Consider the following 20269-nt stretch of genomic DNA (forward strand, 5'->3'; position numbering starts at 1 on the left):
CATGGCCAAAACGTTATACGAAAAATTGTTTGATGCGCACGTCGTCTTTGAAGCGCAAAACGAAACCCCGCTGTTGTACATCGACAGACATCTGGTGCATGAAGTGACCTCTCCGCAAGCGTTTGATGGCCTGCGCGCGCATGGCCGTCAGGTACGCCAGCCGGGTAAAACCTTTGCCACCATGGATCACAACGTCTCTACCCAGACCAAAGATATCAACGCGTCGGGTGAGATGGCACGCATCCAGATGCAGGAGCTGATTAAGAACTGTAACGAATTTGGCGTCGAGCTGTATGACCTGAACCACCCATATCAGGGTATCGTTCACGTGATGGGGCCAGAACAAGGCGTGACGTTGCCGGGTATGACCATCGTCTGCGGCGATTCCCACACCGCTACACACGGCGCGTTCGGCGCGCTGGCGTTTGGCATTGGCACCTCTGAAGTTGAACACGTTCTGGCGACGCAGACCCTGAAACAGGGGCGCGCCAAAACCATGAAGATTGAAGTCAACGGTAAAGCAGCCCCTGGCATTACCGCCAAAGATATTGTGCTGGCGATTATCGGTAAAACCGGTAGTGCAGGCGGTACCGGACACGTAGTTGAGTTTTGTGGCGAAGCCATCCGCGCGCTGAGCATGGAAGGCCGCATGACCCTGTGCAACATGGCGATCGAACTGGGCGCGAAAGCGGGCTTGGTCGCGCCAGACCAGACCACCTTCAACTATGTCGAAGGCCGTCTGCATGCACCGAAAGGCAAAGACTTTGACGACGCGGTCGCCTACTGGAAAACCCTGCAAACGGATGAAGGCGCCACTTTCGACAGCATCATCACCCTGCAAGCGGAAGAGATTGCGCCGCAGGTCACCTGGGGAACAAACCCGGGTCAGGTCATCTCGGTGAACGATAATATTCCCGACCCGGCGTCATTTGCCGATCCGGTAGAACGCGCATCGGCTGAGAAAGCGTTGGCTTACATGGGATTAAAACCGGGTATTCCGTTAACAGAAGTCGCTATCGATAAGGTGTTCATCGGTTCCTGCACCAACTCGCGTATTGAAGATTTACGCGCCGCGGCGGAAATCGCCAAAGGACGTAAAGTTGCGCCAGGCGTACAGGCACTGGTGGTGCCGGGCTCTGGTCCGGTGAAAGCGCAGGCGGAAGCAGAAGGTCTGGACAAGATCTTTATCGAAGCAGGATTCGAATGGCGTTTACCAGGCTGTTCCATGTGTCTGGCCATGAACAATGACCGCCTGAATCCGGGCGAGCGCTGCGCATCCACCAGCAACCGTAATTTTGAAGGCCGTCAGGGCCGCGGTGGTCGCACGCATTTAGTCAGCCCGGCCATGGCCGCCGCTGCCGCCGTTACCGGTCATTTTGCCGACATTCGCAGCATCAAATAAGGAAACTACCATGGCAGAGAAATTTACCCAGCATACCGGCCTGGTTGTCCCACTGGATGCCGCCAACGTTGATACCGACGCAATCATTCCCAAACAGTTTTTGCAGAAGGTTACGCGTACCGGTTTTGGCGCTCATCTGTTTAACGACTGGCGTTTTCTGGACGAAAAAGGGCAACAGCCAAATCCTGAGTTCGTTTTGAACTTCCCGGAATATAAAGGGGCATCAATTCTGCTGGCGCGCGAAAACTTCGGCTGCGGTTCGTCACGCGAACATGCGCCGTGGGCGTTGACCGATTACGGTTTTAAAGTGGTGATTGCCCCAAGCTTCGCCGACATCTTCTACGGCAACAGTTTCAATAACCAACTGCTGCCGGTGACTCTGAGCGACGCGCAGGTAGATGAAATGTTTACCCTGGTGAAAGCCAATCCGGGCATTAAATTTGAAGTGGATCTGGAAGCGCAGGTGGTGAAAGCGGGCGATAAGTCCTACAGCTTTAAAATCGACGACTTCCGCCGCCACTGCATGCTGAACGGTCTGGACAGCATCGGGCTTACGCTGCAGCATGAAGCAGCCATCACCGAGTACGAAGACAAGCAGCCAGCATTTATGCAGTAATCTCTCCCGCTGGTCACCGCACGGTGGCCAGCCTCTACTCTTCGCCTACAGCGTATCGCCGTAATAGATTTGGTAGCCAAGATTAACGCTGCCCGGCGCATCCTTCCCGCCAAGACGTTTAATCAAAATATCCGCCGCCGTTTTGCCAATCTCAAAGCGTGGTGTAATCACGCTGGCGATTTTTTGCAGCCGCGCACGGCCAATTTCCAGCCCGTGGAAACCGGCAATCGCCATTTTTCCCGGCACATCGTACTGCTGTGCCTGACACTCCAGCAGCACGCCAACCGCCAGGTCATCGTTGGTACAGAAAATAGCGTCAATATCCGGCTTTTCCGCCATCGCCTGCTGGAACATTTTGCGCCCCAGCGCTACCGACGAAATCGTTTTTGGCGCCAGGTGATACGCCTCCAGCCCCTGCGCAGCCAGCGCATTCTCGGTACCGCGGTAACGACTCAAATCGCGAGGGTCGTCCATTGATCCAAAGAACGCAATGTGACGTTTTCCACTGTCGATAAACGCCTGGGTCATCTCGAAGGCCGCTTTTTCGTTATCGAAACCGACCTGTATATCCAGATACTGGCCGCTAATATCCATCAGTTCCGCCACAGGTACGCCGCTGGCGCGCACGTACTGGATCATCCGCTCGGTATGCAGCTTTCCCGTGAGGATCAGGCCGTCGATATTGTAAGAGAGCAGATTCAGAACCTCGCGTTCTTCACGCTCGGCGTCATATTCGTAGTTGGCGATCAGCGTCTGGTACTGGCAAGCCGAGGTGACGGATTCAATTCCCGCCAGCACGTCGGCAAAGATCTGATTACGAAACGAGGGGATCAGCACACCAATAGTTTTGCTACGTGCGTTGAGCAGAATTTCCGGAGCGCGGTTAGGAATGTAGTTGTTCTCTTCCATGATTTTCGAAATCAATTCACGGCTGCGTTGCGACACCTGATTCGGGTCACGCAGATAACGGCTGACCGTCATCTTATTCAGACCGGCCAGATTAGCGATATCCTGTAATGTCATCCGATTGTTTTTCATGAGGTTCTCTACGACCAACATCCCATTATGCTCGCAGAGAACCTTATCACAGCCGGTTAGCGACTGCACTCCTCGTTCAACCTTAACGCGTTACCATCTCAGCCGACGGCGACGTGGTTTCATTTTGCGCACGAACGCAGTACATCAGCACCACCGATGACAGCAGAGCAATCGCCATGAAGGTGTAGGAGACGCCCGGCCCGCCGGTCACGCCGTTGAGGTAACCCACCAGCCACGCGCCGAGGAATGCCCCTAACGCGCCAAAACTGTTGATCATTCCCATCGACACGCCGGAGACGTTGCGCGGCAGCAGTTCGGGGATCAGCGCAAAGAACGGTCCGTAAGGCGCATACATACAGGCGGCGGCCACGACCAGCAGCGCGTAAGAGAGCCAGAAGGACTGGTTGCCCAACAGCCACGAGGCAAAGAACGCGATGGCGGCAATCAGCAGCAGCGGCCAGATAAACAGCTTACGGTTCTGGTATTTATCGGATAGCCAGGAAACCGTCAGCATCAGGCAGATCGCCGCCAGATACGGCACTGCCGCCAGCCAGCCCACCGCCACAATATCCATCTGCGCCGCGTTTTTCAGAATCGACGGCATCCACATCATGAAGCCATACACCCCGATGCTCCACAGCGCATGCACCGCGCAAAGCATAATGACGCTGCGTGAACGCATCGCTTCACCGTAGTTGCGCATCGGTTTGATGTCCCGCTGCTCGCGGTCCATCGCCTGCTGTAACGCCTGCTTCTCCTGCTCGCTCAACCAACCCGCATCCGCCGGTTTGTCGCGCACCAGAATCACCCAGCAGAAAGCCCAGATCACCGCAGGAATACCCTCAATGATAAACATTTCGCGCCAGCCCCAGGCTTCAATCAGGTAGCCAGAGACAATCGACATCCACAGCACTGTGACCGGGTTACCGAGAATTAAAAAGGTGTTGGCGCGCGAGCGTTCAGTTTTGGTAAACCAGTTGCTGATATAAATCAGCATCGCGGGCATCACCGCCGCTTCGACGATGCCGAGAATAAAGCGGATCGCCATCAGCGTTGGGATATTGCTGACAAAGCCGGTCGCCGCGGCACAAAGCCCCCAGAGGATCAGGCTGTAAAAAATCATTTTACGGACGCTATGTTTAACGGCATACATCGCGCCAGGCACCTGGAAAAAGAAATATCCCAGGAAAAAGAGCGCGCCAATCAGCGAGGCCGTGCCCTGGGTGATCCCTAAATCGTGTTCGATACCAGCGGCAGCGGCAAAGCCGTAATTGGCGCGGTCGAGATAAGCTAAGCTGTAGGTAATAAAAATAATCGGCATTAAATACCACCAGCGACGCGCTGGCAGTTTTGCGAGCATATTCATACTCACTCCTTGGATTATCATTAAAGGATGAGGTTGCTTCCCGCGGCCTCGTTAGCGATCAAACCGCGGCCAGCATGCCGCCATCGACAAACAGAAGATGCCCATTCACAAAGTCAGAGGCGGGCGCAGCGAGATAAACCGCCGCGCCGATCAACTCTTCCGGGTTACCCCAGCGAGCAGCGGGCGTGCGCTGGAACAGCCAGGCGGAGAATGCTTCATCGTTGACCAGCGCGGTGGTCATGTCGGTAGCGAAATAGCCGGGAGCAATACCGTTGACCTGAATATTGTATTCCGCCAGTTCCACGCACATGCCACGGGTTAACATTTTGACCGCGCCTTTTGACGCCGCGTAGGGGGTAATGGTTTTACGACCTAATTCGCTTTGCATTGAGCAGATATTAATAATCTTCCCGCGGCGGCGTTGCACCATGTAGCGGGAAACCTGCTGTGATACCAGAAAGACCGATTTCTGGTTTACATCAATCACTTTGTCCCATTCAGCCTCCGGGAATTCGGTGAAGGGATAACGACGCTGGATTCCGGCGTTGTTAATTAAAATATCAATGGCCCCAACTTCCTTTTCAATTTGCGCGATGGCGCACGCCACCTCTTCCCCGTTGGTAACATCAAATCCATAGCCAACAGCGCGATAGCCTTCGGCCACCAGTTTGTCCGCCGCCACCTGAGCACGCAGTTGGGTAATGTCGTTAATAACAATCTCAGCACCGTGCGCCGCCAGACCGCTGGCCAGCAGGTTACCAATGCCCTGAGCGGAACCGGTAATCAGCGCGCGTTTACCGGTCAGGTCGAATAGGTTTTTCATGAAAAAACTCCTTTTTTGATAACTGTTACGCGTAACTGTATACGCGTAACAGTAGAAAAAAGAAGATCAAGGAAGAGGAAAATGATCGTTATGTGATCAACGTTACATTTACGTGCAAGATAAAAAAAGAAGGATAGGCCTGATAAGCGTAACGCGTTCAGGCCGTAGGGACAGGTTGCCGGATGGCGGCGTAAACGCCTTATCCGGCCGACAAAAACGACAAAAACTAATGCAAAATATCGCCAGGCCGGGCACTACGACGCCAGGACTGCGCCGGACTAAACGTCCTTCACCCGCCCGGTCATCCACAGCGTAACCACCGAAATCACCGCAATCACCCAATAGACGGCATAGTGACCATAGCTTTGCGCAACTGCCCCCTGAATCACCCCTGCCAGAATGACTCCCGTTGAAATACTGTTGGTAAATAATGTGGTCGCTGACCCCGCACGTCCCGGCATCAGATCCTGAAACCACAGCATGCCTATCCCGGCGATAATACCGATAAATACCGCGTTAAACAGTTGCAGCACCAGCAGCGCCATACGGCTGTGAAAGAAGATCAAACCAATATAAAACAGCACGCCTGCCGCTACGGCCGCGATCATCATTCGCCGTTTACCAAAGCGCTTCACGTAATAGCCTGCCAGAATCATCGCCGGAATTTCCAGCCCAGCCGCCGTCCCCATCAGGATCCCGGCCAGCTTGTCCGGCAAGCCAAGTTCAAGACTTATCCACAGTGGCATATCAATGATGTACATGGTGTTGCAGGTCCACATCAGCGTGGAGGCAATAAACAACATACGCACATTTTTGTCCTGCCAACCGCCGGTCTGTTCCAGCGGCACGTCTACAGGCTGCTCCACCCGCGCGACAGACGGCAGTATCAGCGCAATCAGCACCAGGCTAATGGCAAAAATCCCTGCGGCAATGGAAAACATCGCCGTAAAGCCGTAATTCAGCGCCAGCATGAATGCCAGTGGCGGTCCTATCACCCAGGCCAACGAAAGCTGCGCACGCATCACCGAGCTAAACATCACCACTTCACGCGCGGAGTTATCAGCATATTCTCGCGCCAGCGCAAACAGCTGCGGCATGGCGGTGTTCGCCAGCGAGGCCAGCAGCACACCGCAGGTGATCAGCGTTAGATAGTGGCGATTAAAGGCAAACAGCAGCGCATTGCCAATCGCCATCAGGCAGCAAAACATGATCAGCTTGCGCCGATCGCCCTGGCTGTCGGATCGTTTCGCGAGGCCAAGGCTGACGACGATCCCGACAATCGCATTGACGGTGTAAAACAGCCCGACCCAAAATGGCTGCGCCCCGACTTCACGGCTCAGGAACAGACTCAGGGTGGGTGCCTGCAATGCCCCCGCCACGCCCATCATAAAAGCGACCAGCATAAATGCCGCGTAAACGCCGTTGAGGCGCCGTCCCATGGTCATAATCCAGAGCATATCTTTCCTTTTAAGCGCAGCTGAAACGAAAAAAGCCAGCAGATAATACCTGCTGGCGGGTGAACGAGGCTGTATCCTGCACCAATACTCAGTCACACATGATGTCTGCAATTTCCAATTCAGGAGTCAGATGTCATCTCCCACTGCATCAGCTCTTCGAGCATCTTTAAGCGCTGCGGTGCGCTCAGGCAAGCCAACCAGGACGATTTTTCCGTCGTGGTAAAGTACTTCAACCAGAACTGACGCATAGATGACCCCTTCGTTGTCTCATCGCTTCATCGGAATCTATTATTGGCTTAATATAGGGATTATAAAATTGCTGAGTTTTCCGCAGGAGTTCCCCTTTTATGTCTTCTGGTCGTTTGCAACAACAGTTCATCCGTCTGTGGCAATGCTGTGACGGCAAAGCGCAAGACACGACGCTCAACGAGCTGGCGGATCTGCTGAGCTGCTCGCGCCGCCATATGCGTACGCTGCTTAATACCATGCAGGATCGCGGCTGGTTAACGTGGGAAGCTGAAGTTGGACGAGGTAAACGCTCGCGCCTGACATTCCTCTATACCGGGCTGGCGCTCCAGCAGCAGCGCGCGGAAGACCTACTGGAACAGGATCGCATCGATCAACTGGTGCAACTGGTCGGTGACAAAACGGCCGTACGGCAAATGCTGGTCTCCCATCTGGGTCGCAGCTTTCGCCAGGGTCGGCATATCATGCGCGTTCTCTATTACCGCCCCATGCACAACCTGCTCCCCGGCACGGCATTACGCCGCTCCGAAACCCATATCGCCCGGCAAATCTTCAGCGCCTTAATTCGGGTAAATGAGGAAAATGGGGAACTGGAAGCGGACATTGCCCATCACTGGCAGCAAATTTCACCTTTACACTGGCGATTCTTCCTGCGTCCGGGGATCCATTTTCATCATGGCCGCGAGCTGGAAATGGCAGATGTTATCGCCTCACTGATGCGCATTAACAGCCTGCCGCTGTACTCACACATCACGCAGATCGTCTCTCCCACGGCCTGGACGCTGGATATCCATCTGGCCCAGCCAGACCGCTGGCTTCCCTGGCTATTGGGGCAGGTCCCCGCCATGATCCTGCCGCGAGAATGGGAAACGCTAAACAACTTCTCCAGTCACCCGATTGGTACCGGTCCGTATGCGGTAATACGAAACACCAATAACCAACTGAAAATTCATGCATTTGATGATTACTTTGGCTACAGGGCCCTGATCGATGAAGTTAACGTTTGGGTATTACCTGACATCGGAGAAGAGCCTGGCGGCGGGTTGACGCTAAAAGGTCCCACAGAGGATGAAAAGGCGATCGAAAGCCGCCTCGAAGAAGGTTGCTACTACCTGCTGTTTGATGCGCGTAGCCACCGTGGCGCTAACCAGGAGGTCCGCGAATGGGTAAGCCGCATTCTCTCGCCAACGAATTTAATCTGCCACGCCGACGAACAGTACCAGCGACTGTGGTTTCCCGCGTATGGTTTACTCCCCCGCTGGCATCACGCAAAACCCGGCCATGGTGAAAAACCCGCCGGGCTGGAAACGCTGACTATCACTTACTATCGCGATCACATCGAACACCGAATTATCGCGCAGATCATGAAAACATTGCTCGCGCAGCATCAGGTGCAGTTGAATATTCAGGAGATCGACTACGATCAATGGCATGCAGGTGAAATCGTCAGCGATATCTGGCTCAACAGCGCCAACTTTACCCTACCGCTCGACTTCTCACTGTTCGCCCATTTGTGCGAAGTCCCGTTGCTGCAAAACTGTATCTCGCGGGACTGGGAAAACGATGCGGCTCGCTGGCGAACGGGCGAAATGAGCCTGGCAGCATGGTGCCAACAGCTGCTCGCCACAAAGGCCATTGTGCCATTAATCCACCACTGGCTGATCATTCAGGGACAGCGCAGTATGCGCGGGCTGCGCATGAATACCCTCGGCTGGTTTGATTTTAAATCGGCGTGGTTTGCTCCGCCGGATCCTTAATTGCTGCTAAGCAACAAAATCATTACACTAACGCCGTTCTCAACGGGGTGCTAAATAAAAACATACACAAAATCATTCGATCTGCGTATGGGCTGAGAGATACCCGTCGAACCTGATCCGGATAATGCCGGCGAAGGGATTTGAGGCTTATCTCAAGTCCTTTGCCACCCAACTCTTGAGGTGCAAAGTGTTTAAAAAATGTCTTCCGCTTTTACTGCTGTGCGCAGCGCCTGTCTTCGCCAAACCTGTACTGACCGTCTATACCTACGACTCGTTCGCAGCTGACTGGGGCCCGGGCCCAACAATCAAAAAAGCCTTTGAAGCTGACTGCAATTGCGAGCTGAAACTGGTCGCGCTGGAAGATGGCGTCTCGCTGCTTAACCGCCTGCGCATGGAAGGAAAAAACAGCAAAGCCGACGTCGTGCTGGGTCTGGATAACAACCTTCTGGAAGCCGCCACACAAACCAAACTGTTTGCCAAAAGTGGTGTAGCCAACGACACCGTTAACGTACCCGGCGGCTGGAAAAACGATACCTTCGTGCCGTTTGACTACGGTTATTTCGCCTTCGTTTATGATAAGAACAAGCTGAAGAATCCGCCCAAAAGCCTGAAAGAACTGGTAGAGAGCGACCAAAAATGGCGCGTCATTTATCAGGATCCACGCACCAGCACGCCAGGTCTGGGTCTGCTGCTATGGATGCAGAAAGTCTATGGTGATAAAGCGCCAGAGGCGTGGCAGAAACTGGCAGCCAAAACCGTCACCGTCACCAAGGGCTGGAGCGAAGCCTACGGCCTGTTCCTGAAAGGTGAAAGCGATCTGGTGCTCAGCTACACCACCTCTCCGGCCTATCACATCATCGCCGAGAAAAAAGACAACTACGCCGCCGCTAATTTTAGTGAAGGCCACTATTTGCAGGTGGAAGTCGCCGCCCGCACCGCGGCCAGCAAGCAGCCGGAACTGGCCGAGAAATTCCTGAAGTTCATGGTGTCTCCGGCATTCCAGAATGCGATTCCGACCGGCAACTGGATGTATCCCGTGACGCAAGTCGCCCTGCCGTCAGGATTCGAGCAACTGAATAAACCGACCACCGCGCTGGAATTTACGCCACAGCAGGTTGCGGCTCAACGTCAGGCATGGATTAGCGAATGGCAACGCGCCGTCAGCCGTTAATCCCCGGCTGGCTGGTTCCAGGGCTTACCGCCGCCACGCTGATGGTGGCCGTTGCCCTGGCCGCGTTTCTGGCACTGTGGTTTAACGCCCCACAGGGAGAGTGGTTCTCGCTGTGGCAAGATGACTACCTGTGGCACGTGGTGCGCTTTTCTTTCTGGCAGGCTTTTCTATCCGCTGTGCTGTCGGTTGTCCCGGCGATTTTCCTTGCCAGAGCGCTCTATCGCCGCCGTTTTCCAGGACGTCTGGCGCTGCTGCGCCTGTGCGCCATGACATTAATCCTGCCGGTGCTGGTCGCGGTCTTCGGTATTCTTAGCGTCTATGGTCGTCAGGGCTGGCTGGCCTCACTCTGGCATGTCTTCGGGCTGGAATGGACCTTTTCGCCTTACGGTTTGCAGGGCATTCTGCTGGCTCACGTCTTTTTCAATCTGCCGATGGCCAGCCGCCTGCTGTTACAATCGCTGGAGAGTATTCCCGGCGAACAGCGGCAGTTAGCCGCTCAGTTGGGTATGCGTGGCTGGCATTTCTTCCGTTTTGTTGAATGGCCGTGGCTGCGTCGTCAGATCTTGCCCGTCGCAGCACTCATCTTTATGCTGTGCTTCGCCAGCTTCGCCACCGTTCTGTCGCTGGGCGGCGGGCCACAGGCCACGACCATCGAGCTGGCTATCTATCAGGCGCTGAATTTTGATTACGATCCTGCCCGCGCAGCCATGCTGGCGTTGATCCAGATGGTTTGTTGTTTGGCGCTTGTGCTTCTCAGTCAACGTCTGAGCCGCGCGATTGCTCCCGGTGCTACCCTGGTACAAGGCTGGCGCGATCCTGACGATCGCCTGCACAGCCGACTGACTGACGCAATCCTGATTATTCTGGCCCTGTTGCTGTTGCTGCCGCCGCTGCTGGCGGTGATTGTCGATGGCTTAAACCGCCATGTTCTGGATGTACTGATGCAGCCAGTGCTGTGGCAGGCGCTGGGAACCTCGCTGCGCATCGCATTAGCAGCAGGAGCGTTATGCGTCATACTCACCATGATGCTGTTATGGAGCAGTCGTGAACTTCGTGCACGACAGCAGGTGCTGGCAGGTCAGATGCTGGAACTGAGCGGCATGATGATCCTCGCCATGCCGGGTATCGTGCTGGCAACCGGCTTCTTTCTGCTGCTCAATAACACTATTGGGCTTCCCGAATCTGCCGACGGCATTGTCATTTTTACCAATGCGCTGATGGCGATCCCTTATGCATTGAAGGTGCTGGAAAACCCAATGCGTGACGTCACTGCGCGCTATAGTATGTTGTGCCAATCGTTGGGCATTGAGGGATGGTCGCGCCTGAAAGTGGTTGAACTGCGCGCCCTGAAGCGCCCGCTGGCACAGGCGATGGCGTTTGCCTGCGTGCTGTCGATTGGCGATTTTGGCGTAGTGGCGTTATTTGGTAATGAGGATTTCCGCACCCTGCCGTTTTATTTATATCAGCAGATTGGCTCTTATCGCAGTCAGGATGGCGCAGTTACGGCGTTATTACTGCTGATCCTGTGCTTTACGCTGTTTACCGTTATTGAGAAATTGCCGGGTCGAAATGTTAAAACTGATTGATATCACATGGCTTTATCACCATCTGCCCATGCGCTTTACGCTGTCGGTCGCGCGCGGTGAGCAGATAGCGATACTCGGGCCCAGCGGCGCCGGGAAAAGTACGCTGCTGAATCTGATTGCCGGCTTTCTCACGCCTGCCAGCGGTAACATGGTGATTGACGGTGAAGATCACACCACGACACCACCCTCGCGCCGTCCTGTTTCTATGCTGTTTCAGGAAAACAACCTGTTCAGCCATCTGAGCGTACAGCAAAATATCGGCCTGGGCCTGAATCCTGGATTGAAGCTTAACGCATCGCAGCGGGAGAAAATACTCCACATCGCCCAGCAAATGGGGATCGACTCTCTGCTGGAACGCCTCCCCGGTGAGCTTTCCGGCGGACAGCGGCAGCGCGTGGCGCTGGCGCGTTGTCTGGTGCGGGAACAACCTATTTTACTGCTTGATGAACCGTTCTCTGCACTTGATCCCGCGCTGCGCCAGGAGATGCTAACGCTGGTGGCCGAAGTCTGTCGCGAGAAGCAACTGACGTTACTGATGGTTTCCCACAGCGTAGAAGATGCGGCGCGAATTGCGCCCCGCTCGATTGTGGTCGCCGACGGGCGCATCGCCTGGCAGGGCGATACGGACGATCTGTTAAGCGGCAACGCTAGCGCCTCGGCGCTATTGGGCATTAAAGCATAATGAGTTGCCGGATAAGGCGAAGCCGCCATCCGGCAAAGGAATCGTCAGTAACCCACCACTTTGCGCAGAATATCGATATACACCGGCATCAGCGGATGGCGCAGTAACGCCACCAACGCAACCACACCGATCCCGAGCGTCAACGGCGCCAGATACAGCAAACGGCTGCGGGGGAAATACGCCGTTAAGCGATCGACAGCCGCTTTGCCACTGCGCCATAGCCGCCAGCAAAACCAGCCGCCAACCCAGAGCAACACCGCCGTCGCCAGCAGCAACCATTTGAAATCCCCGCTCTGCATATCAGAAGGAATATCAATTGCCGCTCCCGCCAGGATCCCCGGCAGGAAGTAGAACGGTGGCCACAGCACGCAGCCGATAATATTCGGGACGATAAATTTAGCGACAGGCAGATCCAGCATGCCTGCTACCATCGGCACCAGCGGACGCGTCGGTCCGACAAAACGCCCCACCAGAATAGTAAACATGCTGTGCTGATGCAGGGCGTGCTCGGTTTTATCCAGCAACGCCTTGTTCTTTTTCATGAACGACCAACGGTGCAATGGCTTTTTAAAGCGCCAGCCCAGCCAAAAAGAGATCCAGTCCCCCAATAAGCAACCTATAATGCCCGCAAGCCAGGCATGCCAGAAGTTCAGTTCGCCGCTGCCAATCAGCGCCCCCAGCCCCGCCATCATCACGGTCCCGGGTAGAATCAGGCCAACCAGCGCCAGCGACTCCAAAAAAGCCACCAGAAGTACGGCGATCAGAGAGTACAGGGCGGACTGGAGAATAAAGTGTTCCAGCAATGCTTGCATAATGTGTCCGTCAAATTTACGAAGCAGGGATTTTGATAACCCCTCTCAACTTCGTCAAGCCATCAATTGTCTGAATAGATTGCGAGTTATGACAACTTTCAGGATACATCATTCACTTTTTATTCACATCCAGCGTAATTAGGATGCTCAGGAACACACTTTGCGTCACTTCACCCTCTCAACGAACTCCAGTTCGAGGATATCTGATTTTTGGTAGACGCAATAACGGTGATAATTACTGGAGAAATCATTAGGATCGTGATAAATCCATAAGCAATCATATTTTATTGAAGAACCGAGTTGTTGTAGAAAATCACGTAAGACTGTTTTTTTTTCAGCAACATCCTTAACATGATGCCATGTTATTATGACTAGTGTTCGCTGTTCATCTAAATCATAATCATAGTTATAATCAATATCTTCTGATATTAATGGTATGCTTTTTAGCGTATCAGGCGTATATAGCCAGTATGAGAAAATATCATCTCGCTTGTAATGATGTTCTCCCGATGTCAAAACAAACCAACCATAGAACGCCAAAGGGGATAGCAGAAATAATGAAGAAATAAATAGAGCATATTTTCTCATCTCTCTACTCACTTAAGTGGAGAATGAGGATGAAGCAGAAAAAAAGATGGTCTATCAAAAGGCGAGTCAGCATAACCCAGTGTATCAGAAATTGAAAACGTACCATAAAGCTCATGATTCAATCTATTTTTTTCCTTAAAAAAGTCGCCAACAGGATTATTATTAAACTGATTGTACAATAAACCTGAAAATGAATTATCTAATGGTTTTATATAACTCAACCACTCTGGGAGATTTTTTTTGATAGGCTCACCATATCTGAATGGTGGTTTTGTCGAAAATAAATACGGAAAAAAATCTCTATTTTTAAAAGTACCGATTGGATCATGAGCATCCCATATCTGTATGGCCGTTTCATAGGATACAGGTTTTGCTCGCCACAATGGGTCTGGTCCCGTACCAAAAACACGATAAAAGCCGACTAAATCAGAAACCAAATCCTCCACACTAAATCCACTATCCGTGTACCAGTTGAAAAGGATAGAGTTCTGCCATGCTTCGAATCGTTTTGCCGTCCCATACATAATAGTCAAAGCCACTCGTGCCTTAAGCACTGGAGAAAGACAAGCACGAACCATAACTTGAGTATGTACACCAGTATGAAAAGTAAAGTTTACCCCAAATAAATTTTTCCCTTTTCCCATTTCTTGATAATAGTTTACCGGGAAGTACCAATCATTGAACTCATTATAATATTTTGCCCACTGTTCTTGCTCAAGTTTTTTCTTTAAGAATCTGGCATCATCACCCTGAGCATGACCTAAATCAATCCATCCCAGCTCTTCTGTATAAATTAAACCATTTTTTTTAGTGGTTGCAAAAGTCCCATCAGTAATATCAAATCGCTTACTCATTTAAAACCTCCTTGACAGGTGGTTTATAGCAAGAATAATTTTATCAAACAAATGCTAATTTCTTATTTTTTATAGATATCTATTCATCACAAAATTACAACTTATTTTAGATGCCAAATTTTAAGGCGCTGAAAGAAGTTGAATACTCCCAGCGCTACATAATAAATTTATTCACATCCAGCGCGAAACTCGCTCGGACTGGCGCCGGTACATTTTTTGAAAACACGAGAGAAATAGAGCTGGTCGTCAAAGCCAACATTGCGACCTACGGTGGCAATGGGCATACGTGTGGTACTCAGTAATAGCTTCGCCTGGCTGATGCGCTGGTCCTCGCGCCAGCTTAATACGCTGATACCTAACTGCTGACGGAACAGATGCGACAAACGGGAAGGCGACAGGCAGACGTGCTGCGCGACGCTGGCGATATCAAAATTGCTGTCCGCCAGGTGATCGCTGATGTACTGGCAGGCATCGCGGACGCGGTTGTCCATGGGCGGGTGTAGCGATTCATTGATGGCTTCCATACGTCGGAGCAACAACTGTTCCAGTAAATTAATCGCCAGCAGTTCAGAATAACGACCTTCTCCCTGCCCGGCGTTAATTATCTGCCCAAACAGCTCGTTAAAATGCGGCTGATGCGCTTCATCCGGGCGAAAAAAACCGGTCTGGGCAAAAATGGCTGGCCAGGTCAGCCACTCCTGCCAGTAGGCGCGCGGGCGAAAGTAAACCCACTGGTGATACCACTCGCTGGCGTCAGGGTGGCGTCCGTAGTGGTGAATTTCTCCTGGTGGAAACAACAGAATATCGCCAGGCCGGCAGACAAACTGCTTGCCCTGATTATTGATAACCCCTTCGCCACGGATGGTGAGATTGAGGATATAACCCTTCATACCCAGCGGCCTGTCGATAAAAAAATCCAGGTATCCGTTCGCCTCAATGGGGGTTAATCCGGCCACCAAATGCGCGTTAAACGAATAACCTGGCAACAGGGGATCGTTTTGCGTTTCAGCCATAATTTCAATACTCCCTATGTCCTGCCAAGAAACAATTTGTCCATATTACGCCAGACATCATCGCTGTCGCCCCTGCGGGCCGCTGTATTTGCGGTAATGGACCACCAATCCCGCTTGTGAAAAGCTCTTTGTAAAAAACATGTACTACGCCAACGTCAAAATCGGCTAACAAAAGTGTCTATAACTACGGCAGAAATGTCCACATTGATTATTTGCACAGCGTCACACTTTGTGATGCCACAGCATTTTAATCCATAAGATTAGCGGATCCTGCCTGACGGTTTTTATCGCTACTCACTACTGTTTATCCATACCCGTATTTTTGGATGGAGTAAGACGATGGCGATTGCAATTGGCCTCGATTTTGGTAGTGATTCAGTACGCGCTTTGGCGGTGGAATGTGCCACCGGCGAAGAGATCGCCACCAGCGTTGAGTGGTATCCACGTTGGCAGGAAGGGCAGTATTGCGATGGCCCAAACAACCAGTTTCGCCATCATCCGCGCGACTACATTGAATCCATGGAAGCGGCGCTGAAAACCGTATTGGCCGAACTGAGCGCTGAACAGCGCGCGGAAGTGGTCGGGATCGGCGTTGACAGTACCGGCTCAACCCCGGCGCCCATCGATGCAGACGGTAACGTACTGGCACTGCGTCCGGAGTTCGCGGAAAACCCGAATGCAATGTTTGTCCTGTGGAAAGATCACACCTCAGTAGAAGAAGCTGAAGAAATCACCCGCCTGTGCCACACACCGGGCAAGATCGATTACTCCCGCTATATCGGCGGCATTTATTCCAGCGAATGGTTCTGGGCCAAAATCCTGCATGTAACTCGTCAGGACCATGCGGTAGCCGAAGCTGCGGTCTCGTGGATTGAGCTATGCGATTGGGTTCCGGCCCTGCTCTCCAACACCGTACGCCCACAGGATATTCGTCGCGGTCGCTGCAGCGCCGGACATAAATCCCTGTGGCATGAAAGCTGGGGTGGTCTGCCGCCAGCCAGTTTCTTTGACGAACTCGACCCCATCCTCAACCGCCATCTGCAATACCCAATGTTTACCAATACCTTCACCGCGGATCTGCCGGTTGGCACCCTGTGCGCCGAGTGGGCACAGCGCCTGGGGCTACCGGAAAGCGTGGTGATTGCAGGCGGTGCTTTTGACTGCCATATGGGCGCGGTTGGCGCAGGCGCACAGCCTAACGCGCTGGTGAAAGTCATCGGCACGTCGACCTGCGACATTCTGATTGCCGACAAGCACAGCGTCGGCGAACGCGCGGTGAAAGGCATATGCGGCCAGGTTGATGGCAGCGTAGTACCTGATTTTATTGGCCTCGAAGCTGGCCAGTCTGCATTCGGTGATATCTATGCCTGGTTTAGCCGCGTGCTGAGCTGGCCTCTGGAACAGCTTGCCGCACAGCATCCGGAACTGCAGCCCCAGATTAAAGCCAGTCAAAAACAGCTGCTGCCTGCACTCACTGAAGCCTGGGCGAAAAATCCATCACTGGAGCATCTCCCGGTGGTGCTCGACTGGTTCAACGGTCGCCGTACGCCCAATGCCAACCAGCGTTTGAAAGGGGTAATTACCGATCTGAACCTGGCAACTGACGCGCCAGCGCTGTTCGGTGGGCTGATTGCCGCCACGGCCTTTGGCGCACGCGCCATTATGGAATGCTTCACCGAACAAGGCATTGCGGTTAACAACGTAATGGCGCTTGGCGGTATCGCGCGCAAGAACCCGGTCATCATGCAGGCCTGCTGTGACGTGCTGAACCGCCCGCTACAGATTGTCGCTTCAGACCAGTGCTGCGCACTCGGTGCGGCTATCTTCGCTGCCGTTGCCGCGAAAGTACACGCGGATATCCCAGCCGCTCAGCAGCAAATGGCAAGCGCCGTGGAAAACACGCTGCAACCTCGCCCAGAGCAGGCTCAACGTTTTGAACAACTCTACCGCCGCTATCAGCAGTGGGCGGTAAGCGCTGAACAACAATACCTTCCGACTGCCGCTCCGGCGCAACAAGCCCCGGTAGACCTGGCAACCCTGACACATTAAGGACACGACAATGACGATTTTTGATAACTATGAAGTGTGGTTTGTGATTGGTAGCCAGCATCTGTATGGCCCTGAAACCCTGCGTCAGGTAACCCAACATGCGGAGCACGTCGTTAACGCACTGAATACTGAAGCCAAACTGCCCTGTAAGCTGGTATTAAAGCCGCTGGGAACTTCCCCTGACGAGATTACCGCTATCTGTCGTGACGCTAACTACGACGATCGCTGTGCAGGGATGGTGGTCTGGCTGCATACCTTCTCCCCGGCCAAAATGTGGATTAACGGCCTGACTATCCTCAACAAACCGCTGATGCAGTTCCACACCCAGTTCAACGCCGCCCTGCCGTGGAACAGCATTGATATGGACTTTATGAACCTGAACCAGACTGCGCACGGCGGTCGTGAGTTCGGCTTCATCGGCGCACGTATGCGTCAGCAGCATGCCGTGGTCACCGGTCACTGGCAGGATAAACAAGCGCATGAACGCATTGGCTCCTGGATGCGCCAGGCCGTGTCCAAACAGGATACCCGCCACCTGAAAGTCTGCCGCTTTGGCGACAACATGCGCGAAGTTGCGGTCACAGATGGCGATAAAGTCGCTGCGCAGATCAAGTTCGGCTTCTCGGTAAACACCTGGGCCGTGGGCGATCTGGTGCAGGTCGTGAACGCAATTAACGACGGCGAAATCAACGCGCTAATCGATGAGTATGAAAGCACTTACACCATGACGGCGGCGACGCAAGTCCACGGTGAAAAACGTCAGAACGTCCTGGAAGCTGCCCGTATTGAACTGGGGATGAAGCGCTTCCTGGAACAGGGTGGATTCCACGCCTTCACCACCACATTTGAAGATTTACACGGCCTGAAACAGCTTCCGGGTCTGGCCGTACAGCGTCTGATGCAGCAAGGCTATGGCTTTGCGGGCGAAGGCGACTGGAAAACCGCCGCTCTGCTTCGCATCATGAAGGTGATGTCAACCGGTCTGCAGGGCGGCACCTCATTTATGGAGGATTACACCTACCACTTCGAGAAAGGCAACGATCTGGTACTCGGTTCGCACATGCTGGAAGTTTGCCCGTCCATCGCGGTGGAAGAGAAACCGATCCTCGACGTACAGCACCTCGGTATTGGTGGTAAAGACGATCCCGCCCGTCTGATCTTCAACACCAAAACCGGCCCGGCCGTGGTTGCCAGCCTGATCGATCTCGGCGATCGTTTTCGCCTGCTGGTTAACTGCATCGACACGGTACAAACACCGCACTCACTGCCGAAACTGCCTGTAGCTAACGCGCTGTGGAAAGCTCAACCGGATCTGCCAACCGCATCTGAAGCCTGGATCCTGGCCGGCGGCGCGCACCACACCGTGTTCAGCCACGCGCTGGATCTGAACGATATGCGCCAGTTCGCTGAAATGCACGATATCGAGATCGCGGTGATCGATAACGATACCCGCCTGCCGGCCTTTAAGGACGCGCTGCGCTGGAACGAAGTGTATTACGGGTTCAAACGTTAATTGTCGAAACGGATTGCCCGGTGGCATTTCATTTACCGGGCCTACAAATCACCGTAGGCCGGATAAGCGAAGCGCCATCCGGCATTCAGGAGTTAACATGCTAGAAGATCTTAAACGTCAAGTACTGGAAGCCAATCTGGCGTTGCCTAAGCACAATCTGGTCACCCTGACCTGGGGGAATGTCAGCGCCGTCGATCGCGAGCGCGGCGTGTTTGTGATTAAACCTTCCGGTGTCGATTACAGCGTCATGACCGCAGACGATATGGTTGTTGTCAGTATCGCCACGGGTGAAGTAGTCGAAGGCCAGAAGAAGCCCTCTTCCGATACCCCAACGCACCGACTGCTGTATCAGGCATTCCCGACCATTGGCGGCATTGTTCACACCCATTCGCGTCATGCAACCATCTGGGCGCAGGCGGGTCAGTCGATTCCGGCCACGGGTACCACCCATGCGGACTATTTCTACGGTTCGATTCCCTGCACACGGAAAATGACCGACGAAGAAATCAACGGCGAATATGAATGGGAAACCGGCAATGTGATCGTTGAAACCTTTGAGAAACAAGGTATTGACGCCGCGCAGATGCCTGGCGTGCTAGTGCACTCTCACGGTCCGTTTGCCTGGGGAAAAAATGCCGAAGATGCGGTGCATAACGCCATCGTGCTGGAAGAAGTCGCCTACATGGGGATCTTCTGTCGCCAGCTCGCGCCGCAATTGCCAGATATGCAACAAACCCTGTTAGATAAGCATTACCTGCGTAAACACGGTGCTAAAGCCTACTACGGGCAGTAACCTTTATATAAGCGCGTTTTGATCGTCGCGCGCTTTATTTCTACTCGGCTATATATTCAGCAAAAGCACTTTGATAAACACAGTTATTAGAAGAAACATACTCAATCACATTGTCATAATTCCCATGAGTTTCCTCTCCTTCCAGTGAATGGAAGAAAATATAATCTGTTATCGTTGACTGCCATTTCTGCCCACACAACAAATAATTAATTACCGTATCACGATGACCATTTCTTCTGTCATGCCCCTGCCAGTGAAAAAAAGCGTTTCCACTTTCAATTATTTCAGTCCGCCAAATTTGTCCGGTCCATGTTTTGTACTCAATATATTTGCTCACAGCTTTAATTACTGGGTTTGATAGCTGAGTATTAACAAATAGATAGTGCTGGTATCCAGGCAAAATTGCCTGAGTATAAACATTCATAAAAACTCCATTTCATCACTTTCCCGGATATGTATTAAGAAGCACCCGAACAGTAAGCTGAAAATAAATTATATCCCGA

At 52.9% G+C, this 20269-nt stretch carries 19 protein-coding genes and 1 riboswitch; of the genes, 9 read left to right on the forward strand and 10 right to left on the reverse strand.

Annotated elements, in window-relative coordinates; genetic code table 11:
• Window position 1 precedes the first annotated feature (1 nt).
• Both leuC and leuD read left to right on the forward strand, forming a co-directional pair.
• Window positions 2-1402, forward strand: coding sequence for a 3-isopropylmalate dehydratase large subunit (gene leuC, locus OGX66_RS17930; protein ID WP_086538719.1), 1401 nt, complete (start codon window positions 2-4; stop codon window positions 1400-1402).
• Window positions 1403-1412: 10 nt separating this feature from the next.
• Window positions 1413-2018, forward strand: a complete 606-nt coding sequence (gene leuD, locus OGX66_RS17935; RefSeq protein ID WP_003837416.1) for a 3-isopropylmalate dehydratase small subunit — start codon at window positions 1413-1415, stop codon at window positions 2016-2018.
• Between the two features lie 45 nt (window positions 2019-2063).
• Here the strand turns inward: leuD and idnR are convergent, their stop codons facing one another.
• The 5 genes from idnR to sgrT form a co-directional block, all read right to left on the reverse strand.
• Complete coding sequence (gene idnR / locus OGX66_RS17940; protein ID WP_044699207.1) at window positions 2064-3056, reverse strand: DNA-binding transcriptional regulator IdnR; 993 nt, start codon at window positions 3054-3056, stop codon at window positions 2064-2066.
• Window positions 3057-3138: 82 nt separating this feature from the next.
• Complete coding sequence (locus OGX66_RS17945) at window positions 3139-4422, reverse strand: MFS transporter (RefSeq protein ID WP_088902747.1); 1284 nt, start codon at window positions 4420-4422, stop codon at window positions 3139-3141.
• A gap of 58 nt (window positions 4423-4480) precedes the next feature.
• Window positions 4481-5245, reverse strand: coding sequence for a gluconate 5-dehydrogenase (gene idnO / locus OGX66_RS17950; RefSeq protein ID WP_048219720.1), 765 nt, complete (start codon window positions 5243-5245; stop codon window positions 4481-4483).
• 278 nt (window positions 5246-5523) lie between these two features.
• The gene (locus OGX66_RS17955) at window positions 5524-6702 is read right to left on the reverse strand and encodes a sugar efflux transporter (protein WP_003837408.1); all 1179 of its coding nucleotides are present in this window, start codon (window positions 6700-6702) and stop codon (window positions 5524-5526) included.
• Window positions 6703-6821: 119 nt separating this feature from the next.
• Entirely contained in the window at window positions 6822-6950 is a 129-nt protein-coding gene (gene sgrT, locus OGX66_RS17960; RefSeq protein ID WP_003018817.1) for a glucose uptake inhibitor SgrT, read from the reverse strand.
• A 99-nt stretch (window positions 6951-7049) separates the two neighbouring features.
• Between sgrT and sgrR the strand changes: the two genes are divergently transcribed.
• The 4 genes from sgrR (at window position 7050) to thiQ (ending at window position 12144) form a co-directional block, all read left to right on the forward strand.
• Window positions 7050-8705, forward strand: coding sequence for an HTH-type transcriptional regulator SgrR (sgrR, locus tag OGX66_RS17965; protein WP_057101879.1), 1656 nt, complete (start codon window positions 7050-7052; stop codon window positions 8703-8705).
• A gap of 33 nt (window positions 8706-8738) precedes the next feature.
• A riboswitch (TPP riboswitch) is annotated at window positions 8739-8862 on the forward strand.
• 30 nt (window positions 8863-8892) lie between these two features.
• A complete protein-coding gene (gene thiB / locus OGX66_RS17970) occupies window positions 8893-9876 on the forward strand; it encodes a thiamine ABC transporter substrate binding subunit (protein WP_032937529.1) in 984 nt (327 codons plus the stop codon).
• The gene (gene thiP / locus OGX66_RS17975; RefSeq protein ID WP_048216839.1) at window positions 9852-11462 is read left to right on the forward strand and encodes a thiamine/thiamine pyrophosphate ABC transporter permease ThiP; all 1611 of its coding nucleotides are present in this window, start codon (window positions 9852-9854) and stop codon (window positions 11460-11462) included. Before thiB ends, thiP begins: the two co-directional genes overlap by 25 nt.
• Window positions 11446-12144 carry a thiamine ABC transporter ATP-binding protein ThiQ gene (gene thiQ / locus OGX66_RS17980; RefSeq protein WP_032937527.1) on the forward strand — a complete coding sequence of 233 codons (699 nt, stop codon included), beginning with the start codon at window positions 11446-11448 and terminating at the stop codon, window positions 12142-12144. The genes thiP and thiQ overlap by 17 nt, the downstream gene beginning before the upstream one ends.
• 44 nt (window positions 12145-12188) lie before the next feature.
• Here the strand turns inward: thiQ and OGX66_RS17985 are convergent, their stop codons facing one another.
• From OGX66_RS17985 to araC, 4 genes are all read right to left on the reverse strand, one after another.
• Window positions 12189-12956, reverse strand: coding sequence for a DedA family protein (locus OGX66_RS17985; RefSeq protein ID WP_003837398.1), 768 nt, complete (start codon window positions 12954-12956; stop codon window positions 12189-12191).
• Between the two features lie 165 nt (window positions 12957-13121).
• A complete protein-coding gene (locus OGX66_RS17990; RefSeq protein ID WP_075204112.1) occupies window positions 13122-13544 on the reverse strand; it encodes a hypothetical protein in 423 nt (140 codons plus the stop codon).
• An 8-nt stretch (window positions 13545-13552) separates the two neighbouring features.
• On the reverse strand, window positions 13553-14398 hold the full coding sequence (locus tag OGX66_RS17995) for a hypothetical protein (protein WP_088902748.1): 846 nt from the start codon (window positions 14396-14398) through the stop codon (window positions 13553-13555).
• Window positions 14399-14565: 167 nt separating this feature from the next.
• A complete protein-coding gene (gene araC / locus OGX66_RS18000) occupies window positions 14566-15411 on the reverse strand; it encodes an arabinose operon transcriptional regulator AraC (RefSeq protein ID WP_003018834.1) in 846 nt (281 codons plus the stop codon).
• Window positions 15412-15750: 339 nt separating this feature from the next.
• Here araC and araB point away from each other — a divergent pair, with 339 nt between their 5' ends.
• From araB to araD, 3 genes are all read left to right on the forward strand, one after another.
• Window positions 15751-17460, forward strand: coding sequence for a ribulokinase (gene araB / locus OGX66_RS18005; RefSeq protein ID WP_088902749.1), 1710 nt, complete (start codon window positions 15751-15753; stop codon window positions 17458-17460).
• Window positions 17461-17470: 10 nt separating this feature from the next.
• Window positions 17471-18973 carry an L-arabinose isomerase gene (gene araA, locus OGX66_RS18010; RefSeq protein WP_088902750.1) on the forward strand — a complete coding sequence of 501 codons (1503 nt, stop codon included), beginning with the start codon at window positions 17471-17473 and terminating at the stop codon, window positions 18971-18973.
• A 97-nt stretch (window positions 18974-19070) separates the two neighbouring features.
• Window positions 19071-19766: an L-ribulose-5-phosphate 4-epimerase gene (gene araD, locus OGX66_RS18015; RefSeq protein WP_003018841.1), complete on the forward strand. Its 696-nt coding sequence runs from the start codon at window positions 19071-19073 to the stop codon at window positions 19764-19766.
• Window positions 19767-19806: 40 nt separating this feature from the next.
• Here araD and OGX66_RS18020 read toward each other — a convergent pair whose 3' ends face one another.
• A complete protein-coding gene (locus OGX66_RS18020) occupies window positions 19807-20190 on the reverse strand; it encodes a DUF4751 family protein (RefSeq protein ID WP_048233916.1) in 384 nt (127 codons plus the stop codon).
• Between the last annotated feature and the right edge of the window lie 79 nt (window positions 20191-20269).

Origin of the sequence: Citrobacter sp. Cf072, assembly GCF_030334485.1 — a bacterium.
Classification (GTDB): domain Bacteria; phylum Pseudomonadota; class Gammaproteobacteria; order Enterobacterales; family Enterobacteriaceae; genus Citrobacter; species Citrobacter freundii.

Bases quoted from the DNA above. Each gene is read 5' to 3' on its own strand.
- OGX66_RS17985 (WP_003837398.1), bottom strand. From the start codon at position 12,956: ATGCAAGCATTGCTGGAACACTTTATTCTCCAGTCCGCCCTGTACTCT.
- OGX66_RS17990 (WP_075204112.1), bottom strand. From the start codon at position 13,544: ATGAGAAAATATGCTCTATTTATTTCTTCATTATTTCTGCTATCCCCT.
- idnR (WP_044699207.1), bottom strand. From the start codon at position 3,056: ATGAAAAACAATCGGATGACATTACAGGATATCGCTAATCTGGCCGGT.
- idnO (WP_048219720.1), bottom strand. From the start codon at position 5,245: ATGAAAAACCTATTCGACCTGACCGGTAAACGCGCGCTGATTACCGGT.
- sgrT (WP_003018817.1), bottom strand. From the start codon at position 6,950: ATGCGTCAGTTCTGGTTGAAGTACTTTACCACGACGGAAAAATCGTCC.
- OGX66_RS17945 (WP_088902747.1), bottom strand. From the start codon at position 4,422: ATGAATATGCTCGCAAAACTGCCAGCGCGTCGCTGGTGGTATTTAATG.
- OGX66_RS17955 (WP_003837408.1), bottom strand. From the start codon at position 6,702: ATGCTCTGGATTATGACCATGGGACGGCGCCTCAACGGCGTTTACGCG.
- araB (WP_088902749.1), top strand. From the start codon at position 15,751: ATGGCGATTGCAATTGGCCTCGATTTTGGTAGTGATTCAGTACGCGCT.
- OGX66_RS18020 (WP_048233916.1), bottom strand. From the start codon at position 20,190: ATGAATGTTTATACTCAGGCAATTTTGCCTGGATACCAGCACTATCTA.
- araC (WP_003018834.1), bottom strand. From the start codon at position 15,411: ATGGCTGAAACGCAAAACGATCCCCTGTTGCCAGGTTATTCGTTTAAC.
- sgrR (WP_057101879.1), top strand. From the start codon at position 7,050: ATGTCTTCTGGTCGTTTGCAACAACAGTTCATCCGTCTGTGGCAATGC.
- OGX66_RS17995 (WP_088902748.1), bottom strand. From the start codon at position 14,398: ATGAGTAAGCGATTTGATATTACTGATGGGACTTTTGCAACCACTAAA.
- thiQ (WP_032937527.1), top strand. From the start codon at position 11,446: ATGTTAAAACTGATTGATATCACATGGCTTTATCACCATCTGCCCATG.
- leuD (WP_003837416.1), top strand. From the start codon at position 1,413: ATGGCAGAGAAATTTACCCAGCATACCGGCCTGGTTGTCCCACTGGAT.
- araD (WP_003018841.1), top strand. From the start codon at position 19,071: ATGCTAGAAGATCTTAAACGTCAAGTACTGGAAGCCAATCTGGCGTTG.
- leuC (WP_086538719.1), top strand. From the start codon at position 2: ATGGCCAAAACGTTATACGAAAAATTGTTTGATGCGCACGTCGTCTTT.
- araA (WP_088902750.1), top strand. From the start codon at position 17,471: ATGACGATTTTTGATAACTATGAAGTGTGGTTTGTGATTGGTAGCCAG.
- thiP (WP_048216839.1), top strand. From the start codon at position 9,852: ATGGCAACGCGCCGTCAGCCGTTAATCCCCGGCTGGCTGGTTCCAGGG.